The 23,191-nt window shown below is 24.3% G+C and carries 35 protein-coding genes and 3 pseudogenes; 18 read left to right on the top strand and 20 right to left on the bottom strand.

All coding sequences use genetic code 4. The features are described 5' to 3' along the window. Positions 1 to 322 precede the first annotated feature (322 nt). The 6 genes from AAHM78_RS03370 to AAHM78_RS03345 all read left to right on the top strand — a co-directional run bounded on the left by AAHM78_RS03370 (position 323) and on the right by AAHM78_RS03345 (position 3,254). Positions 323 to 616, top strand: a complete 294-nt coding sequence (locus AAHM78_RS03370) for a transposase family protein (protein WP_342254356.1) — start codon at positions 323 to 325, stop codon at positions 614 to 616. A 74-nt stretch (positions 617 to 690) separates the two neighbouring features. After that, on the top strand, positions 691 to 1,650 hold the full coding sequence (locus tag AAHM78_RS03365; protein ID WP_342252847.1) for an IS1595 family transposase: 960 nt from the start codon (positions 691 to 693) through the stop codon (positions 1,648 to 1,650). 78 nt (positions 1,651 to 1,728) lie between these two features. Continuing rightward, positions 1,729 to 1,854: a hypothetical protein gene (locus AAHM78_RS03360; protein ID WP_342254355.1), complete on the top strand. Its 126-nt coding sequence runs from the start codon at positions 1,729 to 1,731 to the stop codon at positions 1,852 to 1,854. A gap of 50 nt (positions 1,855 to 1,904) precedes the next feature. Continuing rightward, entirely contained in the window at positions 1,905 to 2,279 is a 375-nt protein-coding gene (locus tag AAHM78_RS03355) for a transposase family protein (protein ID WP_342254611.1), read from the top strand. Positions 2,280 to 2,436: 157 nt separating this feature from the next. Beyond that, entirely contained in the window at positions 2,437 to 2,829 is a 393-nt protein-coding gene (locus tag AAHM78_RS03350; RefSeq protein ID WP_342253225.1) for a transposase family protein, read from the top strand. Between the two features lie 50 nt (positions 2,830 to 2,879). After that, a complete protein-coding gene (locus tag AAHM78_RS03345; protein WP_342255010.1) occupies positions 2,880 to 3,254 on the top strand; it encodes a transposase family protein in 375 nt (124 codons plus the stop codon). On the opposite strand, the gene AAHM78_RS03340 is transcribed toward AAHM78_RS03345, so the two are convergent. Then, positions 3,251 to 3,541 (bottom strand): IS1/IS1595 family N-terminal zinc-binding domain-containing protein, encoded by a 291-nt coding sequence (locus tag AAHM78_RS03340; RefSeq protein WP_342254354.1) that lies wholly within the window; start codon positions 3,539 to 3,541, stop codon positions 3,251 to 3,253. The two genes, AAHM78_RS03345 and AAHM78_RS03340, sit on opposite strands and share 4 nt — an antisense overlap. Before the next feature lie 74 nt (positions 3,542 to 3,615). Continuing rightward, on the bottom strand, positions 3,616 to 4,524 hold the full coding sequence (locus tag AAHM78_RS03335; protein WP_342254353.1) for an IS30 family transposase: 909 nt from the start codon (positions 4,522 to 4,524) through the stop codon (positions 3,616 to 3,618). Positions 4,525 to 4,983: 459 nt separating this feature from the next. On the opposite strand from AAHM78_RS03335, the pseudogene AAHM78_RS03330 reads away from it, so the two are divergent. Next, a pseudogene (locus AAHM78_RS03330) lies at positions 4,984 to 5,454 on the top strand (helix-turn-helix domain-containing protein); the annotation flags it as partial. Between the two features lie 390 nt (positions 5,455 to 5,844). Then, positions 5,845 to 6,435 (top strand): transposase, encoded by a 591-nt coding sequence (locus tag AAHM78_RS03325; RefSeq protein WP_342254351.1) that lies wholly within the window; start codon positions 5,845 to 5,847, stop codon positions 6,433 to 6,435. On the opposite strand, the gene AAHM78_RS03320 is transcribed toward AAHM78_RS03325, so the two are convergent. Both AAHM78_RS03320 and AAHM78_RS03315 read right to left on the bottom strand, forming a co-directional pair. Continuing rightward, positions 6,427 to 6,792 carry a transposase family protein gene (locus AAHM78_RS03320; protein ID WP_342254958.1) on the bottom strand — a complete coding sequence of 122 codons (366 nt, stop codon included), beginning with the start codon at positions 6,790 to 6,792 and terminating at the stop codon, positions 6,427 to 6,429. The two genes, AAHM78_RS03325 and AAHM78_RS03320, sit on opposite strands and share 9 nt — an antisense overlap. A 59-nt stretch (positions 6,793 to 6,851) precedes the next feature. Continuing rightward, positions 6,852 to 7,244 (bottom strand): transposase family protein, encoded by a 393-nt coding sequence (locus AAHM78_RS03315; RefSeq protein ID WP_342252835.1) that lies wholly within the window; start codon positions 7,242 to 7,244, stop codon positions 6,852 to 6,854. A 236-nt stretch (positions 7,245 to 7,480) separates the two neighbouring features. Between AAHM78_RS03315 and AAHM78_RS03310 the strand changes: the two are divergent. After that, positions 7,481 to 7,972 (top strand): annotated as a pseudogene (locus AAHM78_RS03310) (IS30 family transposase); the annotation flags it as partial. Positions 7,973 to 8,280: 308 nt separating this feature from the next. Here the strand turns inward: AAHM78_RS03310 and nusB are convergent. The 5 genes from nusB to rpmG all read right to left on the bottom strand — a co-directional run bounded on the left by nusB (position 8,281) and on the right by rpmG (position 10,909). Continuing rightward, positions 8,281 to 8,685, bottom strand: a complete 405-nt coding sequence (nusB, locus tag AAHM78_RS03305; protein WP_342254350.1) for a transcription antitermination factor NusB — start codon at positions 8,683 to 8,685, stop codon at positions 8,281 to 8,283. Further along, a complete protein-coding gene (locus tag AAHM78_RS03300) occupies positions 8,651 to 9,019 on the bottom strand; it encodes a hypothetical protein (RefSeq protein WP_342254349.1) in 369 nt (122 codons plus the stop codon). Before AAHM78_RS03300 ends, nusB begins: the two co-directional genes overlap by 35 nt. Before the next feature lie 14 nt (positions 9,020 to 9,033). Then, positions 9,034 to 9,597 (bottom strand): elongation factor P, encoded by a 564-nt coding sequence (gene efp / locus AAHM78_RS03295; RefSeq protein ID WP_425289780.1) that lies wholly within the window; start codon positions 9,595 to 9,597, stop codon positions 9,034 to 9,036. Positions 9,598 to 9,599: 2 nt separating this feature from the next. Then, on the bottom strand, positions 9,600 to 10,676 hold the full coding sequence (locus AAHM78_RS03290) for an aminopeptidase P family protein (RefSeq protein WP_342254347.1): 1,077 nt from the start codon (positions 10,674 to 10,676) through the stop codon (positions 9,600 to 9,602). Between the two features lie 83 nt (positions 10,677 to 10,759). Then, positions 10,760 to 10,909, bottom strand: a complete 150-nt coding sequence (rpmG, locus tag AAHM78_RS03285; RefSeq protein WP_342254346.1) for a 50S ribosomal protein L33 — start codon at positions 10,907 to 10,909, stop codon at positions 10,760 to 10,762. Between the two features lie 247 nt (positions 10,910 to 11,156). Between rpmG and AAHM78_RS03280 the strand changes: the two genes are divergently transcribed. Next, the gene (locus AAHM78_RS03280; RefSeq protein ID WP_342254345.1) at positions 11,157 to 12,068 is read left to right on the top strand and encodes an IS30 family transposase; all 912 of its coding nucleotides are present in this window, start codon (positions 11,157 to 11,159) and stop codon (positions 12,066 to 12,068) included. 18 nt (positions 12,069 to 12,086) lie between these two features. Here the strand turns inward: AAHM78_RS03280 and AAHM78_RS03275 are convergent, their stop codons facing one another. The 4 genes from AAHM78_RS03275 to AAHM78_RS03260 all read right to left on the bottom strand — a co-directional run bounded on the left by AAHM78_RS03275 (position 12,087) and on the right by AAHM78_RS03260 (position 13,951). Continuing rightward, complete coding sequence (locus AAHM78_RS03275; RefSeq protein WP_342254344.1) at positions 12,087 to 12,791, bottom strand: transposase; 705 nt, start codon at positions 12,789 to 12,791, stop codon at positions 12,087 to 12,089. Positions 12,792 to 12,793: 2 nt separating this feature from the next. Then, a complete protein-coding gene (locus AAHM78_RS03270) occupies positions 12,794 to 13,159 on the bottom strand; it encodes a transposase family protein (RefSeq protein ID WP_342254972.1) in 366 nt (121 codons plus the stop codon). 59 nt (positions 13,160 to 13,218) lie between these two features. Then, entirely contained in the window at positions 13,219 to 13,611 is a 393-nt protein-coding gene (locus AAHM78_RS03265) for a transposase family protein (protein WP_342254343.1), read from the bottom strand. A 67-nt stretch (positions 13,612 to 13,678) separates the two neighbouring features. Further along, positions 13,679 to 13,951, bottom strand: coding sequence for an IS1/IS1595 family N-terminal zinc-binding domain-containing protein (locus AAHM78_RS03260; RefSeq protein ID WP_342254342.1), 273 nt, complete (start codon positions 13,949 to 13,951; stop codon positions 13,679 to 13,681). A gap of 62 nt (positions 13,952 to 14,013) precedes the next feature. On the opposite strand from AAHM78_RS03260, the pseudogene AAHM78_RS03255 reads away from it, so the two are divergent. Together AAHM78_RS03255 and AAHM78_RS03250 are read left to right on the top strand one after the other, a co-directional pair. Further along, a pseudogene (locus AAHM78_RS03255) lies at positions 14,014 to 14,145 on the top strand (IS30 family transposase); the annotation flags it as partial. 55 nt (positions 14,146 to 14,200) lie between these two features. Continuing rightward, positions 14,201 to 14,701, top strand: coding sequence for a DDE-type integrase/transposase/recombinase (locus AAHM78_RS03250; protein ID WP_342254341.1), 501 nt, complete (start codon positions 14,201 to 14,203; stop codon positions 14,699 to 14,701). Here the strand turns inward: AAHM78_RS03250 and AAHM78_RS03245 are convergent. The 3 genes from AAHM78_RS03245 to AAHM78_RS03235 form a co-directional block, all read right to left on the bottom strand. Next, entirely contained in the window at positions 14,667 to 15,383 is a 717-nt protein-coding gene (locus tag AAHM78_RS03245; protein ID WP_342253235.1) for an IS1595 family transposase, read from the bottom strand. The two genes, AAHM78_RS03250 and AAHM78_RS03245, sit on opposite strands and share 35 nt — an antisense overlap. 332 nt (positions 15,384 to 15,715) lie before the next feature. Further along, a complete protein-coding gene (locus AAHM78_RS03240; protein WP_342254981.1) occupies positions 15,716 to 16,081 on the bottom strand; it encodes a transposase family protein in 366 nt (121 codons plus the stop codon). A 59-nt stretch (positions 16,082 to 16,140) separates the two neighbouring features. After that, positions 16,141 to 16,533, bottom strand: coding sequence for a transposase family protein (locus tag AAHM78_RS03235; RefSeq protein WP_342254171.1), 393 nt, complete (start codon positions 16,531 to 16,533; stop codon positions 16,141 to 16,143). 234 nt (positions 16,534 to 16,767) lie between these two features. Here AAHM78_RS03235 and AAHM78_RS03230 point away from each other — a divergent pair, with 234 nt between their 5' ends. Next, positions 16,768 to 17,028 (top strand): hypothetical protein, encoded by a 261-nt coding sequence (locus AAHM78_RS03230; protein WP_342252970.1) that lies wholly within the window; start codon positions 16,768 to 16,770, stop codon positions 17,026 to 17,028. 48 nt (positions 17,029 to 17,076) lie between these two features. After that, positions 17,077 to 17,256, top strand: a complete 180-nt coding sequence (locus AAHM78_RS16680; protein ID WP_425289779.1) for an IS3 family transposase — start codon at positions 17,077 to 17,079, stop codon at positions 17,254 to 17,256. A 3-nt stretch (positions 17,257 to 17,259) separates the two neighbouring features. On the opposite strand, the gene AAHM78_RS03225 is transcribed toward AAHM78_RS16680, so the two are convergent. Together AAHM78_RS03225 and AAHM78_RS03220 are read right to left on the bottom strand one after the other, a co-directional pair. After that, positions 17,260 to 17,424, bottom strand: coding sequence for a hypothetical protein (locus AAHM78_RS03225; protein WP_342254340.1), 165 nt, complete (start codon positions 17,422 to 17,424; stop codon positions 17,260 to 17,262). 41 nt (positions 17,425 to 17,465) lie between these two features. Further along, positions 17,466 to 18,416: an L-lactate dehydrogenase gene (locus tag AAHM78_RS03220; RefSeq protein ID WP_342254339.1), complete on the bottom strand. Its 951-nt coding sequence runs from the start codon at positions 18,414 to 18,416 to the stop codon at positions 17,466 to 17,468. Between the two features lie 88 nt (positions 18,417 to 18,504). Between AAHM78_RS03220 and AAHM78_RS03215 the strand changes: the two genes are divergently transcribed. Then, the gene (locus tag AAHM78_RS03215; protein ID WP_342254338.1) at positions 18,505 to 18,696 is read left to right on the top strand and encodes a hypothetical protein; all 192 of its coding nucleotides are present in this window, start codon (positions 18,505 to 18,507) and stop codon (positions 18,694 to 18,696) included. 74 nt (positions 18,697 to 18,770) lie between these two features. Further along, positions 18,771 to 19,730: an IS1595 family transposase gene (locus AAHM78_RS03210; protein WP_342254337.1), complete on the top strand. Its 960-nt coding sequence runs from the start codon at positions 18,771 to 18,773 to the stop codon at positions 19,728 to 19,730. A gap of 18 nt (positions 19,731 to 19,748) precedes the next feature. Here AAHM78_RS03210 and AAHM78_RS03205 read toward each other — a convergent pair whose 3' ends face one another. Next, positions 19,749 to 19,892: a hypothetical protein gene (locus AAHM78_RS03205; protein ID WP_342254336.1), complete on the bottom strand. Its 144-nt coding sequence runs from the start codon at positions 19,890 to 19,892 to the stop codon at positions 19,749 to 19,751. A gap of 8 nt (positions 19,893 to 19,900) precedes the next feature. On the opposite strand from AAHM78_RS03205, the gene AAHM78_RS03200 reads away from it, so the two are divergent. Then, positions 19,901 to 20,521: an IS1595 family transposase gene (locus tag AAHM78_RS03200; protein WP_342253864.1), complete on the top strand. Its 621-nt coding sequence runs from the start codon at positions 19,901 to 19,903 to the stop codon at positions 20,519 to 20,521. 231 nt (positions 20,522 to 20,752) lie between these two features. Here AAHM78_RS03200 and AAHM78_RS03195 read toward each other — a convergent pair whose 3' ends face one another. Continuing rightward, a complete protein-coding gene (locus AAHM78_RS03195; protein WP_342254335.1) occupies positions 20,753 to 22,192 on the bottom strand; it encodes an NADP-dependent glyceraldehyde-3-phosphate dehydrogenase in 1,440 nt (479 codons plus the stop codon). Between the two features lie 246 nt (positions 22,193 to 22,438). Here AAHM78_RS03195 and AAHM78_RS03190 point away from each other — a divergent pair, with 246 nt between their 5' ends. After that, the gene (locus AAHM78_RS03190) at positions 22,439 to 23,155 is read left to right on the top strand and encodes an IS1595 family transposase (RefSeq protein WP_342254334.1); all 717 of its coding nucleotides are present in this window, start codon (positions 22,439 to 22,441) and stop codon (positions 23,153 to 23,155) included. Positions 23,156 to 23,191 lie beyond the last annotated feature (36 nt).

The following is a 23,191-nucleotide window of genomic DNA, read 5'->3' as shown; positions in this document are numbered from 1 at the left end:
TACTATTGGAATATTCTTTTAATTTTCAAAAAAACTCTTGATGAAATAAAAAAAATCATCAACCTGGCCTAAAATTTGATTTTATTTAATTTTGGGATTTATTTTTTTTACAAACTGAAATATAATGCTTCAGATTTTGCATAAGGTGATATTTTATAATGTTGGTATTTAAATTTTCATAAATTGAGGTAATTTTGAATATTGGTAAATCCAATGCCATGATAATGAGTAATAAATTCTTTTAAACTTGATTAGACTTGGTGCAAAACCTTTAATTTTAACAATTTAACGATTATTATTAATATTAAAGGTGATAGTTATTATGTTGAAAAAATATAAAGATGATCAAGAATTTTATAGTTTAGTCGGCATAAAGCCACAAACATTTTATAAAATGCTTGAATTTTTAAAAATTGCTGAGTCTAAACAAAAATATTATGGTGGTAGAAAAAATAAAATTGTAATTGAAGAGCGTTTATTAATGACTTTAGAATATTGAAAAGACTATAGTAGTTATAGAGTTATTGCAAAAAGATATAATATTAGTCATACTAGTTGCATTCGTAATATTTTTTGAATTGAAAATATTTTAATAAAAAGCGGAATTTTTTTTTAATTTTCACAAAAAATCTTGATATTACTTTTAATTTTAAATTAAAAGTAATATTTTTATATCAGGGGTGATTTTTTGTGACTAATAATGAATTAATTGATGTTTTAAAAAACAAAAAAGATGAAGAATTTATAAAAATTATTAGACATTTTAAAAATAGAATTAAACAAATTGAGAAAAAAGAAAAATTAGATGCAATTGATAAAAAATTTAAAGAAAAAGGAATTCAATGTCCAAATTGTAAATCTTATTGATGTGTAAAAAATGGTTTTAAGAATAATAAGCAAAAATATTTATGCAAAGATTGTAAAAGTAGCTTTGATGCTTTAAGAAATCATTTTTTACATTGAAGTCATTTATCTCATGAACAATGAGATTGAATAATTTGATTGTCATTGTTAGGTCAATCTGCTTATACTATTTCTCAATTTGCTAAAATTTCAAAAACATCAGCATGATTTAATCGTCAAAAATTTATGAAATCATCACAATTAGCCAAAACACAAAAACCATTCACAAAATTAAAAGGTAGAATTGAAATTGATGAAACTTTTATCAAAGAAATTCACAAAGGAAATTTCAAAAATCCAGATGATCCAAGAAAAAAATGAATTGAAGAAAATGCTAAAGATTTAAACTGTTGTATTGAAATGGCAATTGATGAAAATAAAAATATTTATGCTCAAACAACAAATACTAAAAGATTAACAAAAAAATGAGTACAAGAAAATTTAACATCTAAGCTTATCGAAGAAAAATCAATTATAGTTTGTGATATGCAAATACTATATGATACAGTAGCTAAACAAACAAAATGTACTCTCAAGAAATTTAAATCAAAAGAAAATAAAGAATTAAATTATAAAAATTTAAGTAATATCAGTAAAATACAATCAAGTTTAAAAGAATTTATTACTCATTATCATGGCATTGGATTTACCAATATTCAAAATTACCTCAATTTATGAAAATTTAAATACCAACATTATAAAATATCACCTTATGCAAAATCTGAAGCATTATATTTCAGTTTGTAAAAAAAATAAATCCCAAAATTAAATAAAATCAAATTTTAGGCCAGGTTGATGATTTTTTTTATTTCATCAAGAGTTTTTTTGAAAATTAAAAGAATTTTTAATTTACCTGGAAAAAAAGATTTAACAAAAAATAAAGGTACTGATAATAATTTGTTAGCTATTGATGCTACTGAAACTCCAATTGAAAGAATTAAAAAAAACTAAAATTACTTTTTTCAGGTAAAAAGAAACATCATTCTCTCAAATCCCAAATAATTATTGATATTTCCAATGGAAAAATTATTTCAACTGCTTTTTGTTTTGGAAGCATTCATGATTTTAAATTGCTTCTAAAATCTAAAACTTTTATTCATCCAGAAAAACAAGTTTTTGTTGATTCAGGTTATCAAGGTATACAAAATATTCATAAAAATACATTTTTGCCATTTAAAAAAAGTAAATACAATCAATTAACACCAATTCAAAAAGAATACAATAAAACTTTAAGTAAAATTAGAATTAAAATTGAACACGTATTTGCTAAACTAAAACGTTTTAAAATTTTAAGTTTAAAATATCGCAATAAAATACGAAGATTTGCATTAAGATTTAATTTAATAGCAGGAATATATAATTTTGAATTACCTTAGTTTTGCACCAAGTCTAATTAAGAAAAGAAAGGAATTAGCGCAATGTATAAGTATCTGAGTATTGAATCAATAATAGCAATAAAAGAATAGACTTGGTGCAAAACCTTTAATTTTAACAATTTAACGATTATTATTAATATTAAAGGTGATAGTTATTATGTTGAAAAAATATAAAGATGATCAAGAATTTTATAGTTTAGTCGGCATAAAGCCACAAACATTTTATAAAATGCTTGAAATTTTAAAAATTGCTGAGTCTAAACAAAAATATTATGGTGGTAGAACAAATAAAATTGTAATTGAAGAGCGTTTATTAATGACTTTAGAATATTGAAAAGACTATAGTAGTTATAGAGTTATTGCAAAAAGATATAATATTAGTCATACTAGTTGCATTCGTAATATTTTTTGAATTGAAAATATTTTAATAAAAAGCGGAATTTTTAATTTACCTGGAAAAAAAGATTTAACAAAAAATAAAGGTACTAATAATAATTTGTTAGCTATTGATGCTACTGAAACTCCAATTGAAAGAATTAAAAAAAACTAAAATTACTTTTTTCAGGTAAAAAGAAACATCATTCTCTCAAATCCCAAATAATTATTGATATTTCCAATGGAAAAATTATTTCAACTGCTTTTTGTTTTGGAAGCATTCATGATTTTAAATTGCTTCTAAAATCTAAAACTTTTATTCATCCAGAAAAACAAGTTTTTGTTGATTCGAGTTATCAAGGTATACAAAATATTCATAAAAATACATTTTTGCCATTTAAAAAAAGTAAATACAATCAATTAACACCAATTCAAAAAGAATACAATAAAACTTTAAGTAAAATTAGAATTAAAATTGAACACGTATTTGCTAAACTAAAACGTTTTAAAATTTTAAGTTTAAAATATCGCAATAAAATAAGAAGATTTGCATTAAGATTTAATTTAATAGCAGGAATATATAATTTTGAATTACCTTAGTTTTGCACCAAGTCTAATGTAAAAAAATGATTTCTTAAAGCATCAAAGCTACTTTTACAATCTTTGCATAAATATTTTTGCTTATTATTCTTAAAACCATTTTTTACACATCAATAAGATTTACAATTTGGACATTGAATTCCTTTTTCTTTAAATTTTTTATCAATTGCATCTAATTTTTCTTTTTTCTCAATTTGTTTAATTCTATTTTTAAAATGTCTAATAATTTTTATAAATTCTTCATCTTTTTTGTTTTTTAAAACATCAATTAATTCATTATTAGTCACAAAAAATCACCCCTGATATAAAAATATTACTTTTAATTTTAAATTAAAAGTAATATCAAGATTTTTTGTGAAAATTAAAACGATTTTCTGGGTGTAGAATTAATTTGAAATGCTATAAAATTTAAATCTTTTTGTTTATATGAAGATAGATCTGTAGATTTTGGTAAATATCTTCTTAAAATACCATTATTATTTTCATTTAAACCCCTTTGGCAAGGTTTACCAGGATCTGCAAAATAAATTTTGACATTACAAATTTTTTCGATTAATCTTCATTTACTAAATTCTTTACCACGATCAAAAGTAATGGTTTTAACTGTTCCTTTTTGTAACTTTGAAATAAATTTTATTATACTTTTCGTAATATTTTCTGATTTATGATTTTTAGTTACTAAAGGAATTGTGGTTTTTGATCATATATCAGCCAAAGTAATAATAGAACTTTTATGATCTTTGCCGATGATAGTATCACCTTCTAAATGACCAAATTCTTGTATATTTTTAATATTAGGAATGATTAAATTTCTTTCATGAATAGACTTACAATTATTAATTTTGCCCCTAGTTTCTTTTTGTTTGTGAGATTTATTTTTGCCTTTTCTCAATAAGTTATTTTCATCAAAACCCATTCGATTTGTTTTAAACATGTTATATAAAGTTTTTGTCGAAATACTTTTTATTTTATTTTCCTTTAAAAAGTTAGCAATTATATCAAGATCATACTTTTTAGTAATTAACAAATGATTAATACTATTAATTTCTGTTAAAGTTAAAATTATTAATTTTCTGCCTGCATTTTGTTTATTTTTTTGAAATTGATTCAATATTTCTAATGGCAATAAGTTTTTATTTAATAATCTACAAACTCTATGTACAGTTGATTTACTATAATCAACAATTTTTGCTATTTTACGAATCGAAAATCCATAATTTTTATATTCTTTTATTGCTATTATTGATTCAATACTCAGATACTTATACATTGCGCTAATTCCTTTCTTTTCTTAATTATAGAACTAACGCAATTTAATTTTTATATAAGTGTCCTTTTTAATTTTACAATTAAAGATATTTAAAAATACCAAAAGTAAATACATTTAAAAAAGTTAGTTTTCAATTTTTTTGTTTTTTTTTTTTTTCTAGAACTTTAATATTTTTTTCTAATACTTTAATTTCTCCAATTAATTTTATATTTTTATCTTCTTCATCAAATATTTGTCCAGTTAATTCATTGATTTCTTCATCTAATGTAAAAAATTCCTCCTCTTCGATTAATGAAATATTTAATTTTAATTCTGTATTTTTTTTATCAATATAAGATATTTTTTCATCTAATTCTTTAATTTCTTTATCTAATCTTTAATTGTAAAATTAAAAAGGACACTTATATAAAAATTAAATTGTGTTAGTTCTATAATTAAGAAAAGAAAGGAATTAGCGCAATGTATAAGTATCTGAGTATTGAATCAATAATAGCAATAAAAGAATATAAAAATTATGGATTTTCGATTCGTAAAATAGCAAAAATTGTTGATTATAGTAAATCAACTGTACATAGAGTTTGTAGATTATTAAATAAAAACTTATTGCCATTAGAAATATTGAATCAATTTCAAAAAAATAAACAAAATGCAGGCAGAAAATTAATAATTTTAACTTTAACAGAAATTAATAGTATTAATCATTTGTTAATTACTAAAAAGTATGCTCTTGATATAATTGCTAACTTTTTAAAGGAAAATAAAATAAAAAGTATTTCAACAAAAACTTTATATAACATGTTTAAAACAAATCGAATGGGTTTTGATGAAAATAACTTATTGAGAAAAGGCAAAAATAAATCTCACAAACAAAAAGAAACTAGGGGCAAAATTAATAATTGTAAGTCTATTCATGAAAGAAATTTTTTAATTTTCACAAAAAATCTTGATATTACTTTTAATTTAAAATTAAAAGTAATATTTTTATATCAGGGGTGATTTTTTGTGACTAATAATTAATTAATTGATGTTTTAAAAAACAAAAAAGATGAAGAATTTATAAAAATTATTAGACATTTTAAAAATAGAATTAAACAAATTGAGAAAAAAGAAAAATTAGATGCAATTGATAAAACATTTAAAGAAAAAGGAATTCAATGTCCAAATTGTAAATCTTATTGATGTGTAAAAAATGGTTTTAAGAATAATAAGCAAAAATATTTATGCAAAGATTGTAAAAGTAGCTTTGATGCTTTAAGAAATCATTTTTTACATTGAAGTCATTTATCTCATGAACAATGAGATTGAATAATTTGATTGTCATTGTTAGGTCAATCTGCTTATACTATTTCTCAATTTGCTAAAATTTCAAAAACATCAGCATGATTTAATCGTCAAAAATTTATGAAATCATCACAATTAGCAAAAACACAAAAACCATTCACAAAATTAAAAGGTAGAATTGAAATTGATGAAACTTTTATCAAAGAAATTCATAAAGGAAATTTCAAAAATCCAGATTATCCAAGAAAAAAATGAATTGAAGAAAATGCTAAAGATTTAAACTGTTGTATTGAAATGGCAATTGATGAAAATAAAAATATTTATGCTCAAACAACAAATACTAAAAGATTAACAAAAAAATGAGTACAAGAAAATTTAACATCTAAGCTTATCGAAGAAAAATCAATTATAGTTTGTGATATGCAAATACTATATGATAAAGTAGCTAAACAAACAAAATGTACTCTCAAGAAATTTAAATCAACAGAAAATAAAGAATTAAATTATAAAAATTTAAGTAATATCAGTAAAATACAATCAAGTTTAAAAGAATTTATTACTCATTATCATGGCATTGGATTTACCAATATTCAAAATTACCTCAATAGACTTGGTGCAAAACTAAGGTAATTCAAAATTATATATTCCTGCTATTAAATTAAATCTTAATGCAAATCTTCGTATTTTATTGCGATATTTTAAACTTAAAATTTTAAAACGTTTTAGTTTAGCAAATACGTGTTCAATTTTAATTCTAATTTTACTTAAAGTTTTATTGTATTCTTTTTGAATTGGTGTTAATTGATTGTATTTACTTTTTTTAAATGGCAAAAATGTATTTTTATGAATATTTTGTATACCTTGATAACCTGAATCAACAAAAACTTGTTTTTCTGGATGAATAAAAGTTTTAGATTTTAGAAGCAATTTAAAATCATGAATGCTTCCAAAACAAAAAGCAGTTGAAATAATTTTTCCATTGGAAATATCAATAATTATTTGGGATTTGAGAGAATGATGTTTCTTTTTACCTGAAAAAATTAATTTTAGTTTTTTTTAATTCTTTCAATTGGAGTTTCAGTAGCATCAATAGCTAACAAATTATTATTAGTACCTTTATTTTTTGTTAAATCTTTTTTTCCAGGTAAATTAAAAATTCCGCTTTTTATTAAAATATTTTCAATTCAAAAAATATTACGAATGCAACTAGTATGACTAATATTATATCTTTTTGCAATAACTCTATAACTACTATAGTCTTTTCAATATTCTAAAGTCATTAATAAACGCTCTTCAATTACAATTTTATTTTTTCTACCACCATAATATTTTTGTTTAGACTCAGCAATTTTTAAAATTTCAAGCATTTTATAAAATGTTTGTGGCTTTATGCCGACTAAACTATAAAATTCTTGATCATCTTTATATTTTTTCAACATAATAACTATCACCTTTAATATTAATAATAATCGTTAAATTGTTAAAATTAAAGGTTTTGCACCAAGTCTAATTTATGAAAATTTAAATACCAACATTATAAAATATCACCTTATGCAAAATCTGAAGCATTATATTTCAGTTTGTAAAAAAAATAAATCCCAAAATTAAATAAAATCAAATTTTAGGCCAGGTTGATGATTTTTTTTATTTCATCAAGATTTTTTTTGAAAATTAAAAAAGAAATTTAATCATTCCTAATATTAAAAATATACAAGAATTTGGTCATTTAGAAGGTGATACTATCATTGGCAAAGATCATAAAAGTTCTATTATTACTTTGGCTGATATATGATCAAAAACCACAATTCCTTTAGTAACTAAAAATCATAAATCAGAAAATATTACGAAAAGTATAATAAAATTTATTTCAAAGTTACAAAAAGGAACAGTTAAAACCATTACTTTTGATCGTGGTAAAGAATTTAGTAAATGAATATTAATCAAAAAAATTTGTAATGTCAAAATTTATTTTGCAGATCCTGGTAAACCTTGCCAAAGGGGTTTCAATGAAAATAATAATGGTATTTTAAGAAGATATTTACCAAAATCTACAGATCTATCTTCATATAAACAAAAAGATTTAAATTTTATAGCATTTCAAATTAATTCTACACCCAGAAAATCGCTCTCTTATAAAAGACCAATAGATTTAATACAATTATTTTAAAAAACTGTCCCATTTATATTTACAACTCAGGAATATTAAAAAAGATTCTTCTTTAGTTAATGGCATATATACTTCTCCTTTTTAAAAACAAAAGAACCCATTTGCTTTAAAAAAACAATGGGTAAAAACTTATATTAAGTTTATTAAAGTATATTATACTTTATTTTTTTTAACTATTAATTTTAAAAAAATAGTTATATTGAACAAAAATATTGGATTATAAAATAAAAAACTATCTTTAAAATAACATAATATATTTATATTAGAAATATAGTTATTAACTAAATTCAATCATATACTAGTTATAATTACTTATTTATTTTATCTAAAACACCATTAATGTATTTATAAGCATCATTTGGACAATAAGCTTTAGTTATAATAATAGCTTCATTAATAATAATTTTTTTATCTGTTTTAGTATGGACAATTTCATACACTGCTAAAATTAAAATTGCTTGTTCAATTGGTTTTAAATTTTCAAAATCTCATCCTTGTTTTAAATTATTATTGATTAAATCTATTAAATCATATTCATAATCAATTATTTTATTTAATATCTCGCATTGTTCAGTAATTAAACTCTTACCTTCTTCTTCAAAAAGAAATTGTTTAAACGCTTGTTGTGATTGGCCTCCAAGGAAATATTGATATAATACTTCCATCATGCCAATTCTTTTATGATGCTGGGTTATTTTCTTTTGTTCTTGCATTGTTGATTTCTACTTCCTTAGTTTGAGCAATAAATATTATATGAATATTTAATAAAAATAAATTTAAAGCTGATTCAGTACGTCTTAAAATTAAATTATTAATTTTATTTTTTAAATTTACTAAATCTTCATTTGGATTAACAATTAATTTTATTCGCACAACAATATTATTATTAATAGCAGTAATATCATTTTTTTCTAACATTAGAACTTCAACATCTTCTAATGTTAATTGATAGTTATCATTAATTAATAACATATAAATAAATTTTTTAATAACTAACGAAGATAATTTTAATGTTCCAACTTTACTTTCTTCAATAAGTATTTCCATAATATTCACCTTTCTTAAGCGCGAGTTTTGTATTTCCCTTCATCTGTACTTACTACAATTGTATCACCATTATTAATAAACATTGGTACTTGTAATTGTAAACCAGTTTCTAAAATAGCTGTTTTTGTCGTGTTAGAAACACTATTTCCCTTTACTCCTGGTGGAGCATCAACAACCGCTAATACTACCGAAGGAGGTAAATCAATACCTAATATTTCTAAATTTTTATAAACCCTTAATGATACTTCATTACCAGGAACTAAAAATTTTTTTTCTCATGATAAGCGTGATTGATCAATCCTAATTTCATTATAATCTTCATTATCCATAAAAACTGAATACATACCATCATCATAACTATAAATTGCTGGTCGTTTATCAATAATAGCTGGATAAACTGTATCACCACCAGTAAAAGTAATACTAATAATAGCTTGTGTTCTTAAATTTTTTGCTTTTACTTTCACATGCGCTTGTCCACGTCCACTTTTAGAATGTGCTGATTCAATAACTATTAAAATATCAGTTTTATTATGCAAAAAAGTAATTCCTGGTTTAAAATCATTAACGTTAATCATTTTTATTTTTTCTCCTTTCAAATATCAATTTCACGAGATGATTTTGTTAAAATTTGATAACCATCTTTGGTAACTAAAATATCATCTTCAATTCTAACACCACCTAAATTAGGAATATAAATACCCGGTTCAACAGTAATAACCATTCTCGGAACTAAAATAGTAGATTCATTTTTAATAACTCAAGGTGATTCATGAATTTCAATACCAAGTCCATGACCAGTACCATGAGTAAAATATTGTTCATAACCCTTTTCTTTAATATATTCTCTACAAATCTTATCAATTTCACCAATAGCTATACCCGGCTTTATAGCCTTAATTCCTGCCATTTGTGCTGACTTAACTATTTCATGAATTTCAATTAATTTTGGATTAATTTTACCAATCGCAAAAGTTCTAGTCATATCTGAACAAAAACCTTCATATACACAACCAAAGTCACAAGTAATTAACTCATTATTGCCAATTTTTTTATTACTAGCTTTACCATGAGGCATTGCTCCTCTTTCTCCAGAAGCAACAATAGTATCAAATGATGCTTTTGTTGCACCATTTTTAACAAATGAACGTAATATTATATCTTCAACATCTTTTTCACTAACACCAGGTCGGATAAAGCTTAAAACTTCATTAAAAGCCAAATCACCAATAGCACAAGCTTTTGCAATTCGTGCAATTTCGATTTCATCTTTAATCATTCTTAGTGAACTAACATAAATTGGAACAAATTCAATATCTTTAATTTCTTGCTTTCAACTTTCTAATTGAGCAATAGTAATATATTCTGCTTCAAAACCAATTTTTTTAATTTTTTGTGATTTTAATAAATCTTTCAATGAAGAAAAAATATTACTAAATTGAATGCATTTAACATTTTTGGCATTTTCTTTTCCCTCAGTAATATATCTTCCATCTAATAATAAATTTGCGTCATTTTTGCTAATCAATAAATAACCTAACGTTGAAATAAAATAACTATATCAAAAGCGATTTTCGGGAGAATAAAATAACATAGCATCTATTTTATTTTTGGTTAATATTGTTTCAATAATTTCTTTTTTATTTAAATTTTTCATTTTAAATTCAATCCTTTTAATAAATCATTAATTAATAACCAAGTATATTGTACTGCAAATTAAAGAAAAGAAATAAGTAAAACTTATTTCTTTTCTTTATGTAGTGTATGTTGATTACAACGAGAACAATGTTTTTTTGTTTCTAATTTTTCAGGCTTAGTTTTTTTATTACGATCAGCAATATAATTTTCTTCTTTGCAAAATTCACATCTTAAAGTTAATCCATCACGCATTGTGCGCCTCCTTAATAATAATTGAGTTATATACAATACAATATTATTGCATAATTAAATAGTTAGTTCAATTAAATAAAGGAATTATTTTTAAACTTCCTTATATGAAAAAATGTTACTAATATTAAAAATAAAAAATATCAGTAACTAGGTAATTATTTACTTTAATTGTAAAATTAAAAAGGACACTTATATAAAAATTAAATTGTGTTAGTTCTATAATTAAAAAAAGAAAGGAATTAGCGCAATGTATAAGTATCTGAGTATTGAATCAATAATAGCAATAAAAGAATATAAAAATTATGGATTTTCGATTCGTAAAATAGCAAAAATTGTTGATTATAGTAAATCAACTGTACATAGAGTTTGTAGATTATTAAATAAAAACTTATTGCCATTAGAAATATTGAATCAATTTCAAAAAAATAAACAAAATGCAGGCAGAAAATTAATAATTTTAACTTTAACAGAAATTAATAGTATTAATCATTTGTTAATTACTAAAAAGTATGCTCTTGATATAATTGCTAACTTTTTAAAGGAAAATAAAATAAAAAGTATTTCAACAAAAACTTTATATAACATGTTTAAAACAAATCGAATGGGTTTTGATGAAAATAACTTATTGAGAAAAGGCAAAAATAAATCTAACAAACAAAAAGAAACTGGGGGCAAAATTAATAATTGTAAGTCTATTCATGAAAGAAATTTAATCATTCCTAATATTAAAAATATACAAGAATTTGGTCATTTAGAAGGTGATACTATCATTGGCAAAGATCATAAAAGTTCTATTATGACTTTGGCTGATATATGATCAAAAACCACAATTTTTTTAGTAACTAAAAATCATAAATCAGAAAATATTACGAAAAGTATAATAAAATTTATTTCAAAGTTACAAAAAGGAACAGTTAAAACCATTACTTTTGATCGTGGTAAAGAATTTAGTAAATGAAGATTAATCAAAAAAATTTGTAATGTCAAAATTTATTTTGCAGATCCTGGTAAACCTTGCCAAAGGGGTTTAAATGAAAATAATAATGGTATTTTAAGAAGATATTTACCAAAATCTACAGATCTATCTTTTAATTTTCAAAAAAACTCTTGATGAAATAAAAAAAATCATCAACCTGGCCTAAAATTTGATTTTATTTAATTTTGGGATTTATTTTTTTTACAAACTGAAATATAATGCTTCAGATTTTGCATAAGGTGATATTTTATAATGTTGGTATTTAAATTTTCATAAATTGAGGTAATTTTGAATATTGGTAAATCCAATGCCATGATAATGAGTAATAAATTCTTTTAAACTTGATTGTATTTTACTGATATTACTTAAATTTTTATAATTTAATTCTTTATTTTCTTTTGATTTAAATTTCTTGAGAGTACATTTTGTTTGTTTAGCTACTGTATCATATAGTATTTGCATATCACAAACTATAATTGATTTTTCTTCAATAAGCTTAGATTTTAAATTTTCTTGTACTCATTTTTTTGTTAATCTTTTAGTATTTGTTGTTTGAGCATAAATATTTTTATTTTCATCAATTGCCATTTCAATACAACAGTTTAAATCTTTAGCATTTTCTTCAATTCATCTTTTTCTTGGATCATCTGGATTTTTGAAATTTCCTTTATGAATTTCTTTGATAAAAGTTTCATCAATTTCAATTCTACCTTTTAATTTTGTGAATGGTTTTTGTGTTTTTGCTAATTGTGATGATTTCATAAATTTTTGACGATTAAATCATGCTGATGTTTTTGAAATTTTAGCAAATTGAGAAATAGTATAAGCAGATTGACCTAACAATGACAATCAAATTATTCAATCTCGTTGTTCATGAAATAAATGACTTCAATAGACTTGGTGCAAAACTAAGGTAATTCAAAATTATATATTCCTGCTATTAAATTAAATCTTAATGCAAATCTTCGTATTTTATTGCGATATTTTAAACTTAAAATTTTAAAACGTTTTAGTTTAGCAAATACGTGTTCAATTTTAATTCTAATTTTACTTAAAGTTTTATTGTATTCTTTTTGAATTGGTGTTAATTGATTGTATTTACTTTTTTTAAATGGCAAAAATGTATTTTTGTGAATATTTTGTATACCTTGATAACCTGAATCAACAAAAAATTGTTTTTCTGGATGAATAAAATTTTTAGATTTTAGAAGCAATTTAAAATCATTAATGCTTCCAAAACAAAAAGCAGTTGAAATAATTTTTCCATTGGAAATATCAATAATTATTTGGGATTTGAGAGAATGATGTTTCTTTTTACCCGAAAAAAGTAATTTTAGTTTTTTTTAATTCTTTCAATTGGAGTTTCAGTAGCATCAATAGCTAACAAATTATTATTAGTACCTTTATTTTTTGTTAAATATTTTTTTCCAGGTAAATTAAAAATTCCGCTTTTTATTAAAATATTTTCAATTCAAAAAATATTACGAATGCAACTAGTATGACTAATATTATATCTTTTTGCAATAACTCTATAACTACTATAGTCTTTTCAATATTCTAAAGTCATTAATAAACGCTCTTCAATTACAATTTTATTTTTTCTACCACCATAATATTTTTGTTTAGACTCAGCAATTTTTAAAATTTCAAGCATTTTATAAAATGTTTTTGGCTTTATGCCGACTAAACTATAAAATTCTTGATCATCTTTATATTTTTTCAACATAATAACTATCACCTTTAATATTAATAATAATCGTTAAATTGTTAAAATTAAAGGTTTTGCACCAAGTCTAATGTAAAAAATGATTTCTTAAAGCATCAAAGCTACTTTTACAATCTTTGCATAAATATTTTTGCTTATTATTCTTAAAACCATTTTTTACACATCAATAATATTTACAATTTGGACATTGAATTCCTTTTTCTTTAAATTTTTTATCAATTGCATCTAATTTTTCTTTTTTCTCAATTTGTTTAATTCTATTTTTAAAATGTCTAATAATTTTTATAAATTCTTCATCTTTTTTGTTTTTTAAAACATCAATTAATTCATTATTAGTCACAAAAAATCACCCCTGATATAAAAATATTACTTTTAATTTAAAATTAAAAGTAATATCAAGATTTTTTGTGAAAATTAAAAGATCTATCTTCATATAAACAAAAAGATTTAAATTTTATAGCATTTCAAATTAATTCTACACCCAGAAAATCGCTCTCTTATAAAAGACCAATAGATTTAATACAATTATTTTAAAAAACTGTCCCATTTATATTTACAACCCAGGAAATTTCATGTTGTATATAGGTATATGAGAAATATCGGTTTAAAAGCTAAAGTTCGCATAAAGAAATTTGATTATAGAACTAAATCAGGAAGTTTAAGATATGATAATTTACTAAATCGTAATTTTTCAACCACTAATTTAAATCAAAAATTAGGTACTGATATAACTTATTTATTAACTAATGGTAAAACTTATTATTTATCAATTGTTAAAGATTTTCATAATAATGAAATATTAGATTATAAAATAAGCGCAAGTTTAGATATGACATTTGTTGTCCAAAATATTATTCAAGCTTGAGTTAATGCTCAAAAACCTAATTCATGAATTTTGCAATCAGATCAAGGTTTTTATTATACAAATCCTTCATATAAAACTTTATGTGATGAATTAAAAATAAAAATGGCTTTTATCCCTTTATGTACTATTTTTAAATTTTATCACATAAATGGAGATAAAAGCCTACCTAGGAAATTATCCCCGCATGTATTTAAATCAAACACAAAATTACAGTTTCAAAACTAGGTATGTTATTGAATTTATATGCTGATTCTTTTGCATATAAATGAATATTGTGCTTTGAAACTCTTATGTGTGTTCGGAAAGTTCGTCGGATGTGCTTTCATGCTGATTCAATCTGGTTTGTGTTTACACCTGTTGGTGACACATACCCAACTTCATGATTTACGATTTCATGTTTGGGATAGAAGTTTTTGAAACTTACATATCCCTTCCAAGAATCCGTAAATAGACAGCACTCAGTAAAAATGTGTTTCAATGCAAATCTTAAAAGGTTTTTTTCATCTGCATTTTTCAGCACCTTCACAATTAGTTTGTTGCTGGTTTTCTCATAAACTCCAACAATCAAAGTTTTATTCAACAAGGATCTTCCTTGTTTTTTAAAACCTAAATGTGAAAGATACATTTCATCCATCTGTGCTGTGCCATCAACAATGAAACCTGCATCTTGATTTCCAATTCTAGTCCTGATTTCATGACACATTCTTCAAGCTGTTTTATAGGTCACACCCAATTCCCTTGCAACATCGGTTGCTGGTATGCCATGCTTTGTGTTTATTCATCTAAAGATGAGATAAAACCAAGATGTCATTTGGGTCTGTGACTTATAAAAAATGGTTCCATAAAGAATACTAAATGTTTGGTTACAGTTCAAACATCGTATTCTTCTCAAATCAGAAGTATTCAAACTAGAAGAAGCACACCTGATGCATTTCATTATTTTCAACTTCGCTGTATATTTCAAACAATCGTTTTCAGTTTGAAATATGCTATTGAATTCATTTCAATTCATTTTTTCCTCCACACCAGTACATGTGGGGATAATTTCCATAAAAATTTCGATGTCTAGAAGAGGTAATTCTTGTGATAATGGTGCTACTGAATCTTGATTTGGAACAATGAAAACAGAATTTTTATATCAAATTCCAAGAAAAAATAGAACTATTGAATGAATACAAGATAACTTACCCAAATATATTTACTTTTCCAAGAAAAAAATGAATTAGACTTGGTGCAAAACTAAGGTAATTCAAAATTATATATTCCTGCTATTAAATTAAATCTTAATGCAAATCTTCGTATTTTATTGCGATATTTTAAACTTAAAATTTTAAAACGTTTTAGTTTAGCAAATACGTGTTCAATTTTAATTCTAATTTTACTTAAAGTTTTATTGTATTGTTTTTGAATTGGTGTTAATGGATTGTATTTACTTTTTTTAAATGGCAAAAATGTATTTTTATGAATATTTTGTATACCTGGATAACCCGAATCAACAAAAACTTGTTTTTCTGGATGAATAAAAGTTTTAGATTTTAGAAGCAATTTAAAATCATGAATGCTTCCAAAACAAAAAGCAGTTGAAATAATTTTTCCATTGGAAATATCAATAATTATTTGGGATTTGAGAGAATGATGTTTCTTTTTACCCGAAAAAAGTAATTTTAGTTTTTTTTAATTCTTTCAATTGGAGTTTCAGTAGCATCAATAGCTAACAAATTATTATTAGTACCTTTATTTTTTGTTAAATCTTTTTTTCCAGGTAAATTAAAAATTCCGCTTTTTATTAAAATATTTTCAATTCAAAAAATATTACGAATGCAACTAGTATGACTAATATTATATCTTTTTGCAATAACTCTATAACTACTATAGTCTTTTCAATATTCTAAAGTCATTAATAAACGCTCTTCAATTACAATTTTATTTTTTCTACCACCATAATATTTTTGTTTAGACTCAGCAATTTTTAAAATTTCAAGCATTTTATAAAATGTTTGTGGCTTCATGCCGACTAAACTATAAAATTCTTGATCATCTTTATATTTTTTCAACATAATAACTATCACCTTTAATATTAATAATAATCGTTAAATTGTTAAAATTAAAGGTTTTGCACCAAGTCTATTGAAGAAAATGCTAAAGATTTAAACTGTTGTATTGAAATGGCAATTGATGAAAATAAAAATATTTATGCTCAAACAACAAATACTAAAAGATTAACAAAAAAATGAGTACAATAAAATTTAACATCTAAGCTTATCGAAGAAAAATCAATTATAGTTTGCGATATGCAAATACTATATGATACAGTAGCTAAACAAACAAAATGTACTCTCAAGAAATTTAAATCAAAAGAAAATAAAGAATTAAATTATAAAAATTTAAGTAATATCAGTAAAATACAATCGAGTTTAAAAGAATTTATTACTCATTATCATGGCATTGGATTTACCAATATTCAAAATTACCTCAATTTATGAAAATTTAAATACCAACATTATAAAATATCACCTTATGCAAAATCTGAAGCATTATATTTCAGTTTGTAAAAAAAATAAATCCCAAAATTAAATAAAATCAAATTTTAGGCCAGGTTGATGATTTTTTTTATTTCATCAAGAGTTTTTTTGAAAATTAAAATTTACTTTTATAATAACCATCGACCTCAAATCAAATTAAAAGGAATGAGTCCAATCGAATACCGATTAGCTCATTCCAAACCAACAAATAATTACTTCATACCTATAAATTTAATACTTACAAATGCTATTTTATAAAATTTAATAAAAGGTTACTTTTATTGTCCACTTTTCTTGACAAGTTCAAAGTCCGGCCGCAATACCCATTAAAAAAGTTTTTAATAACGGACTTTGTGCTTTCTTTAATGCATACTTATAAACAGCAATATAAGTTTCAATACTTGTTAATGTTTCTTCATTATTCATATTTTCTACACTTGTATTCACGAATAAACTACTCCTATATTTTATTTAATAGCAGCAAAAGCTGTTTCTAAAGTTTCTTTAATAATTGCACAAGATTTATCAAATGCTGTTTGCTCTTCTTTCGTTAATGGTAACTGAACTACTCTTTTTCAACCTTTTTCGTAAAGTATTGTTGGTACACCAATATAAAAACCTTGCTGTCCATATTCTCCTTGTAAATAAACACCCGCTACTAAAACGTGATTTTGTCCTTCAAGGATATTTCTTACTAATAATGCCAATGCTGCACCAATACCATAAAAAGTTGCACGTTTTAATTTAATAATTTTATAAGCTCTTTGTGCTACTTCTTTTCTTAATTCTTCTAAATCTTTTTCTTTAATTCTACCTTCAGTAATTTGTTGATAAATAGTTTTATTACCTACCGAAACCGAACTTCAAGGAATCATTGAAGAATCACCATGTTCACCAATTACATAAGCAGCAACTGACTTTGGATTAACTGCAATTTTTTCTCCAATTAAATATTGTAAACGTAAGGTATCTAAAATTGTACCAGAGCCTAATACTTGATGATAATCAAATTGTGTAATTTTTTGATAAACAGTTGTCATTATATCAACAGGATTAGATGCAATAATAGTAACACCTTTAAATCATGATTTTTTAATTTCTAAAGCAATGCTCTTCATAATTTTGGCATTATCTGCTACCATATTTAATCTTGTTTCACCATCTTTTTGTGGTCTTCCAGCAGTAATAACAATAATATCAGCATCTTTACAATCACTGTAATTTCCAGCCTTAATTGAAATAAAAGGATGATCTAAAGCTGCTTGACAATCAGCAAAATCAATCGCATTACCTTCGGCTATACCTTCAAAAGCATCAATTAATACATATTCTTGGGCTAAACCTTGATTAATGGCACTGTAAATAAAACTACTACCAACAGCTCCACATCCAACAAGGACAATTTTTCGTTTTGCCATATTTACCTCCATATTTTTTGCATTTCATGTAACAGTACTTTATCCTCGGCACTATTTTAATAACTTACTTTTTAAAATAAAAGTTACAATGATATGTAATATTTTTACGGACTTCTCCCCACATGTACTTGTGGAGGAAACAATGAAATTGAATGAGTTCAACAATATATTTCAAACAGAAAAAGATTGTTTGAAATATATAGCAAGTTTGAAGGAAAACAAATGTATGAGGTGTTCTTGAACAAATTTGAATACTTCTGATTTAAGAAGAATATTTTAATTTTCACAAAAAATCTTGATATTACTTTTAATTTTAAATTAAAAGTAATATTTTTATATCAGGGGTGATTTTTTGTGACTAATAATGAATTAATTGATGTTTTAAAAAACAAAAAAGATGAAGAATTTATAAAAATTATTAGACATTTTAAAAATAGAATTAAACAAATTGAGAAAAAAGAAAAATTAGATGCAATTGATAAAAAATTTAAAGAAAAAGGAATTCAATGTCCAAATTGTAAATCTTATTGATGTGTAAAAAATGGTTTTAATAATAATAAGCAAAAATATTTATGCAAAGATTGTAAAAGTAGCTTTGATGCTTTAAGAAATCATTTTTTACATTGAAGTCATTTATCTCATGAACAATGAGATTGAATAATTTGATTGTCATTGTTAGGTCAATCTGCTTATACTATTTCTCAATTTGCTAAAATTTCAAAAACATCAGCATGATTTAATCGACAAAAATTTATGAAATCATCACAATTAGCAAAAACACAAAAACCATTCACAAAATTAAAAGGTAGAATTGAAATTGATGAAACTTTTATCAAAGAAATTCATAAAGGAAATTTCAAAAATCCAGATGATCCAAGAAAAAAATGAATTGAAGAAAATGCTAAAGATTTAAACTGTTGTATTGAAATGGCAATTGATGAAAATAAAAATATTTATGCTCAAACAACAAATACTAAAAGATTAACAAAAAAATGAGTACAAGAAAATTTAACATCTAAGCTTATCGAAGAAAAATCAATTATAGTTTGTGATATGCAAATACTATATGATACAGTAGCTAAACAAACAAAATGTACTCTCAAGAAATTTAAATCAAAAGAAAATAAAGAATTAAATTATAAAAATTTAAGTAATATCAGTAAAATACAATCAAGTTTAAAAGAATTTATTACTCATTATCATGGCATTGGATTTACCAATATTCAAAATTACCTCAATTTATGAAAATTTAAATACCAACATTATAAAATATCACCTTATGCAAAATCTGAAGCATTATATTTCAGTTTGTAAAAAAAATAAATCCCAAAATTAAATAAAATCAAATTTTAGGCCAGGTTGATGATTTTTTTTATTTCATCAAGAGTTTTTTTGAAAATTAAAAGAAGAATAAGATGTTTGAAATGTCATCAAACATTTAATATTCTTCATGACACCATTTTTTTTACAAGTCACAAACACCTTTGACATCTTGGTTTTATCTCATCTTTAGATGAATAAACACCAAACATGGAATTCCATCAACTGATGTTGCAAAAGAATTGGGAGTAACTTTGAAAACTGCTTGAAGAATGGGTCATAACATCCGAAGTGCAATTGCAAAACAAGAACCTCAATTCATTGTTGAGGGCATAGTGCAAACGGATGAAATGTATCTTTCACATATGGGTTTTAAAAAACAAGGAAGATCCTTAAAAAATAAAACTTTGATTGTTGGGATTTATGAAAAAACAACCAATAATTTAATTGTGAAAGTGTTGAAAAATGCAAATCAAAAAAATCTTTTGCAATTTACAAGAAACCACATTTCTTCAAAGTGTGATGTACATACTGATTCTTGAAAAGGATATCGCCATTTTAAATCAGTTTTCACTAAGCATGAAACAGTTAACCATCAAGATGGCTATGTTTCAAAAACCTGTGTAAACATAAACCAGATTGAATCGGCATGAAAGCACATCAGACGAACATTTAAAACACATATCAAAGTTGAAAAACATCATGTTCATTTATATGCAAAAGAATCGGCATATAAATTCAACAATATACCTAGTTTTGAAACTGTAATGTTATGTTTGATTTAAAAATGTGGGGAGAAGTCCGTAGATAGGCTTTTCTCAGCATTTATGTGATAAAATTTAAAAATAGTACATAAAGGGAGAAAAGCCTATTTTTATTATGCTTTTTATATAAGAATGTTAAAAAAATAAAAATCTAATTAACAAGGACAAAAATTTATTACATTTTTATCTTACCACTATTTTAATAAAAAAATAAAACTTATTTTTTTATTAAAATAAGTTTTATTTTTTCTTTTAAATTTTTGTTTTTCAATTAATAACAATCCCTTTTGGTCTAGTAAAAGCAAGTAACGAAGGACGAATACCTTGTACGCCAAGACCTGAATCCTTAACACCAACAAAAGAAAAGTGATCGGGACCACGTTGTGACTGATCATTAATATTAACACTTCCAACTTCTAATAATTTACCAATACTCATTGCACTATTAATATTAATAGTAAAAACAGAAGCTTGTAAACCATATTGTGAATCATTTGCAATATTAATTGCTTCTTTTACTTCATCAAAAATAATAATCGGCAACAATGGTGCAAAAGGTTCTTCTCATGCTAAATTCATTTTTGTTGTTACGTCAGTAATAATAGTTGGTCACATTAAATTTTCTTTAAATTTATTACCAATTAAACAATTGGCTCCTTTATCTAAAGCATCTTTAATTAATTTTTTAGCATTATCAACTGTTGGTTGATCAATAACAGGAGTAATATCACAATCATCTGTGGGCAAACCAACAGTTAATTTTTCAACTTTTTCTTTTAAAATTGGAATTAATTTGCTACTAATTGTTCTTTGTACTAACACTCTCTTAATAGCAGTACATCGTTGTCCTGAATAACTAAATGCACCTTTAATGATTTTGGTTGCTGTATTTTCAAGATCAGCATCATTAAGCACTATTGCCGGATCTTTACCTCCTAATTCTAAAATCAAATCAGCTTTTAAAGATTTCTGTGAAATACGATTACCAACAACAGCACTACCAGTAAAAGAAATAACATTAATTGCTTCATTTTCAACTAAACTATCACCAATTTCACTACCTTTACCACTTATAGCATTAAAAACACCATTAGGAATGTTAGCTTCTTTGGCTAATTTAGCTAAGTGTAATCCCACCAATGATCCTTGTGTTGCGGGTTTAAAAACAACACTATTACCAGTCACAAGTGCTGGAAATATTTTAGAGACTGATAAATTTATCGGATAATTAAAAGGAGAAATAGCAAGAACAATTCCTTTTGGTACGTATTCAAAAATAGCTAATTTGTTCATACTTCCTCAACTATCACCTGTATAAGATTCAGGATGAAGACGTAATGCTTCTTGTAAAGTATATTCAATATATTCAACTGTTCTATCAATTTCACTGCAAGCCGCTTTTGTGCCTTTAGCAATTTCATTGATCATTAATTCAGCAAGTATTAATTTATCGCGAATAATTAATTGTTTTCAAGAATTTAAAAAAGAAATTCTTTTTAAAATAGGCATTTGTTCTCAATTTTTTTGAGAAAATTTTGCAGATTCATATACTTTTTTAATTTCAACTTTAGTTAAGGCAGGAACTTGGCCTGCTATTTTATTAGTAGTGGGGTTGATAACTGATATTCAATTACCATTTTCATACAACTCACCATTAATTAGAGATTGATATTTAATAATATTATTTGTCATCTATACTTCCTCCTTAAATCACTACTATAATAATTATAGCATTGATATAAGTCCTATCCTATTCACTCTTAACTAAAATTATTATTTAAATTTATATTATGAAAGGAAATTATCCCCACATATACTAGTGTGGAGGAAAAAATGAATTGAAATGAATTCAATAGCATATTTCAAACTGAAAACGATTGTTTGAAATATATAGCGAAGTTGAAAATAATGAAATGCATCAGGTGTGCTTCTTCTAGTTTGAATACTTCTGATTTGAGAAGAATACGATGTTTGAACTGTAACCAAACATTTAGTATTCTTTATGGAACCATTTTTTATAAGTCACAGACCCAAATGACATCTTGGTTTTATCTCATCTTTAGATGAATAAACACAAAGCATGGCATACCAGCAACCGATGTTGCAAGGGAATTGGGTATGACCTATAAAACAGCTTGAAGAATGTGTCATGAAATCAGGACTAGAATTGGAAATCAAGATGCAGGTTTCATTGTTGATGGCACAGCACAGATGGATGAAATGTATCTTTCACATTTAGGTTTTAAAAAACAAGGAAGATCCTTGTTGAATAAAACTTTGATTGTTGGAGTTTATGAGAAAACCAGCAACAAACTAATTGTGAAGGTGCTGAAAAATGCAGATGAAAAAAACCTTTTAAGATTTGCATTGAAACACATTTTTACTGAGTGCTGTCTATTTACGGATTCTTGGAAGGGATATGTAAGTTTCAAAAACTTCTATCCCAAACATGAAATCGTAAATCATGAAGTTGGGTATGTGTCACCAACAGGTGTAAACACAAACCAGATTGAATCAGCATGAAAGCACATCCGACGAACTTTCCGAACACACATAAGAGTTTCAAAGCACAATATTCATTTATATGCAAAAGAATCAGCATATAAATTCAATAACATACCTAGTTTTGAAACTGTAATTTTGTGTTGGATTTAAATACATGCGGGGATAATTTCCTAGGTAGGCTTTTAT

The sequence above is a fragment of the Spiroplasma endosymbiont of Zeiraphera isertana genome (assembly GCF_964030805.1).
Classification (GTDB): Bacteria; Bacillota_I; Bacilli_A; order Mycoplasmatales; family VBWQ01; genus Spiroplasma_E.
Note: the sequence above shows the minus strand (reverse complement) of the source record. Positions and strands in the feature narration are given on the sequence as shown.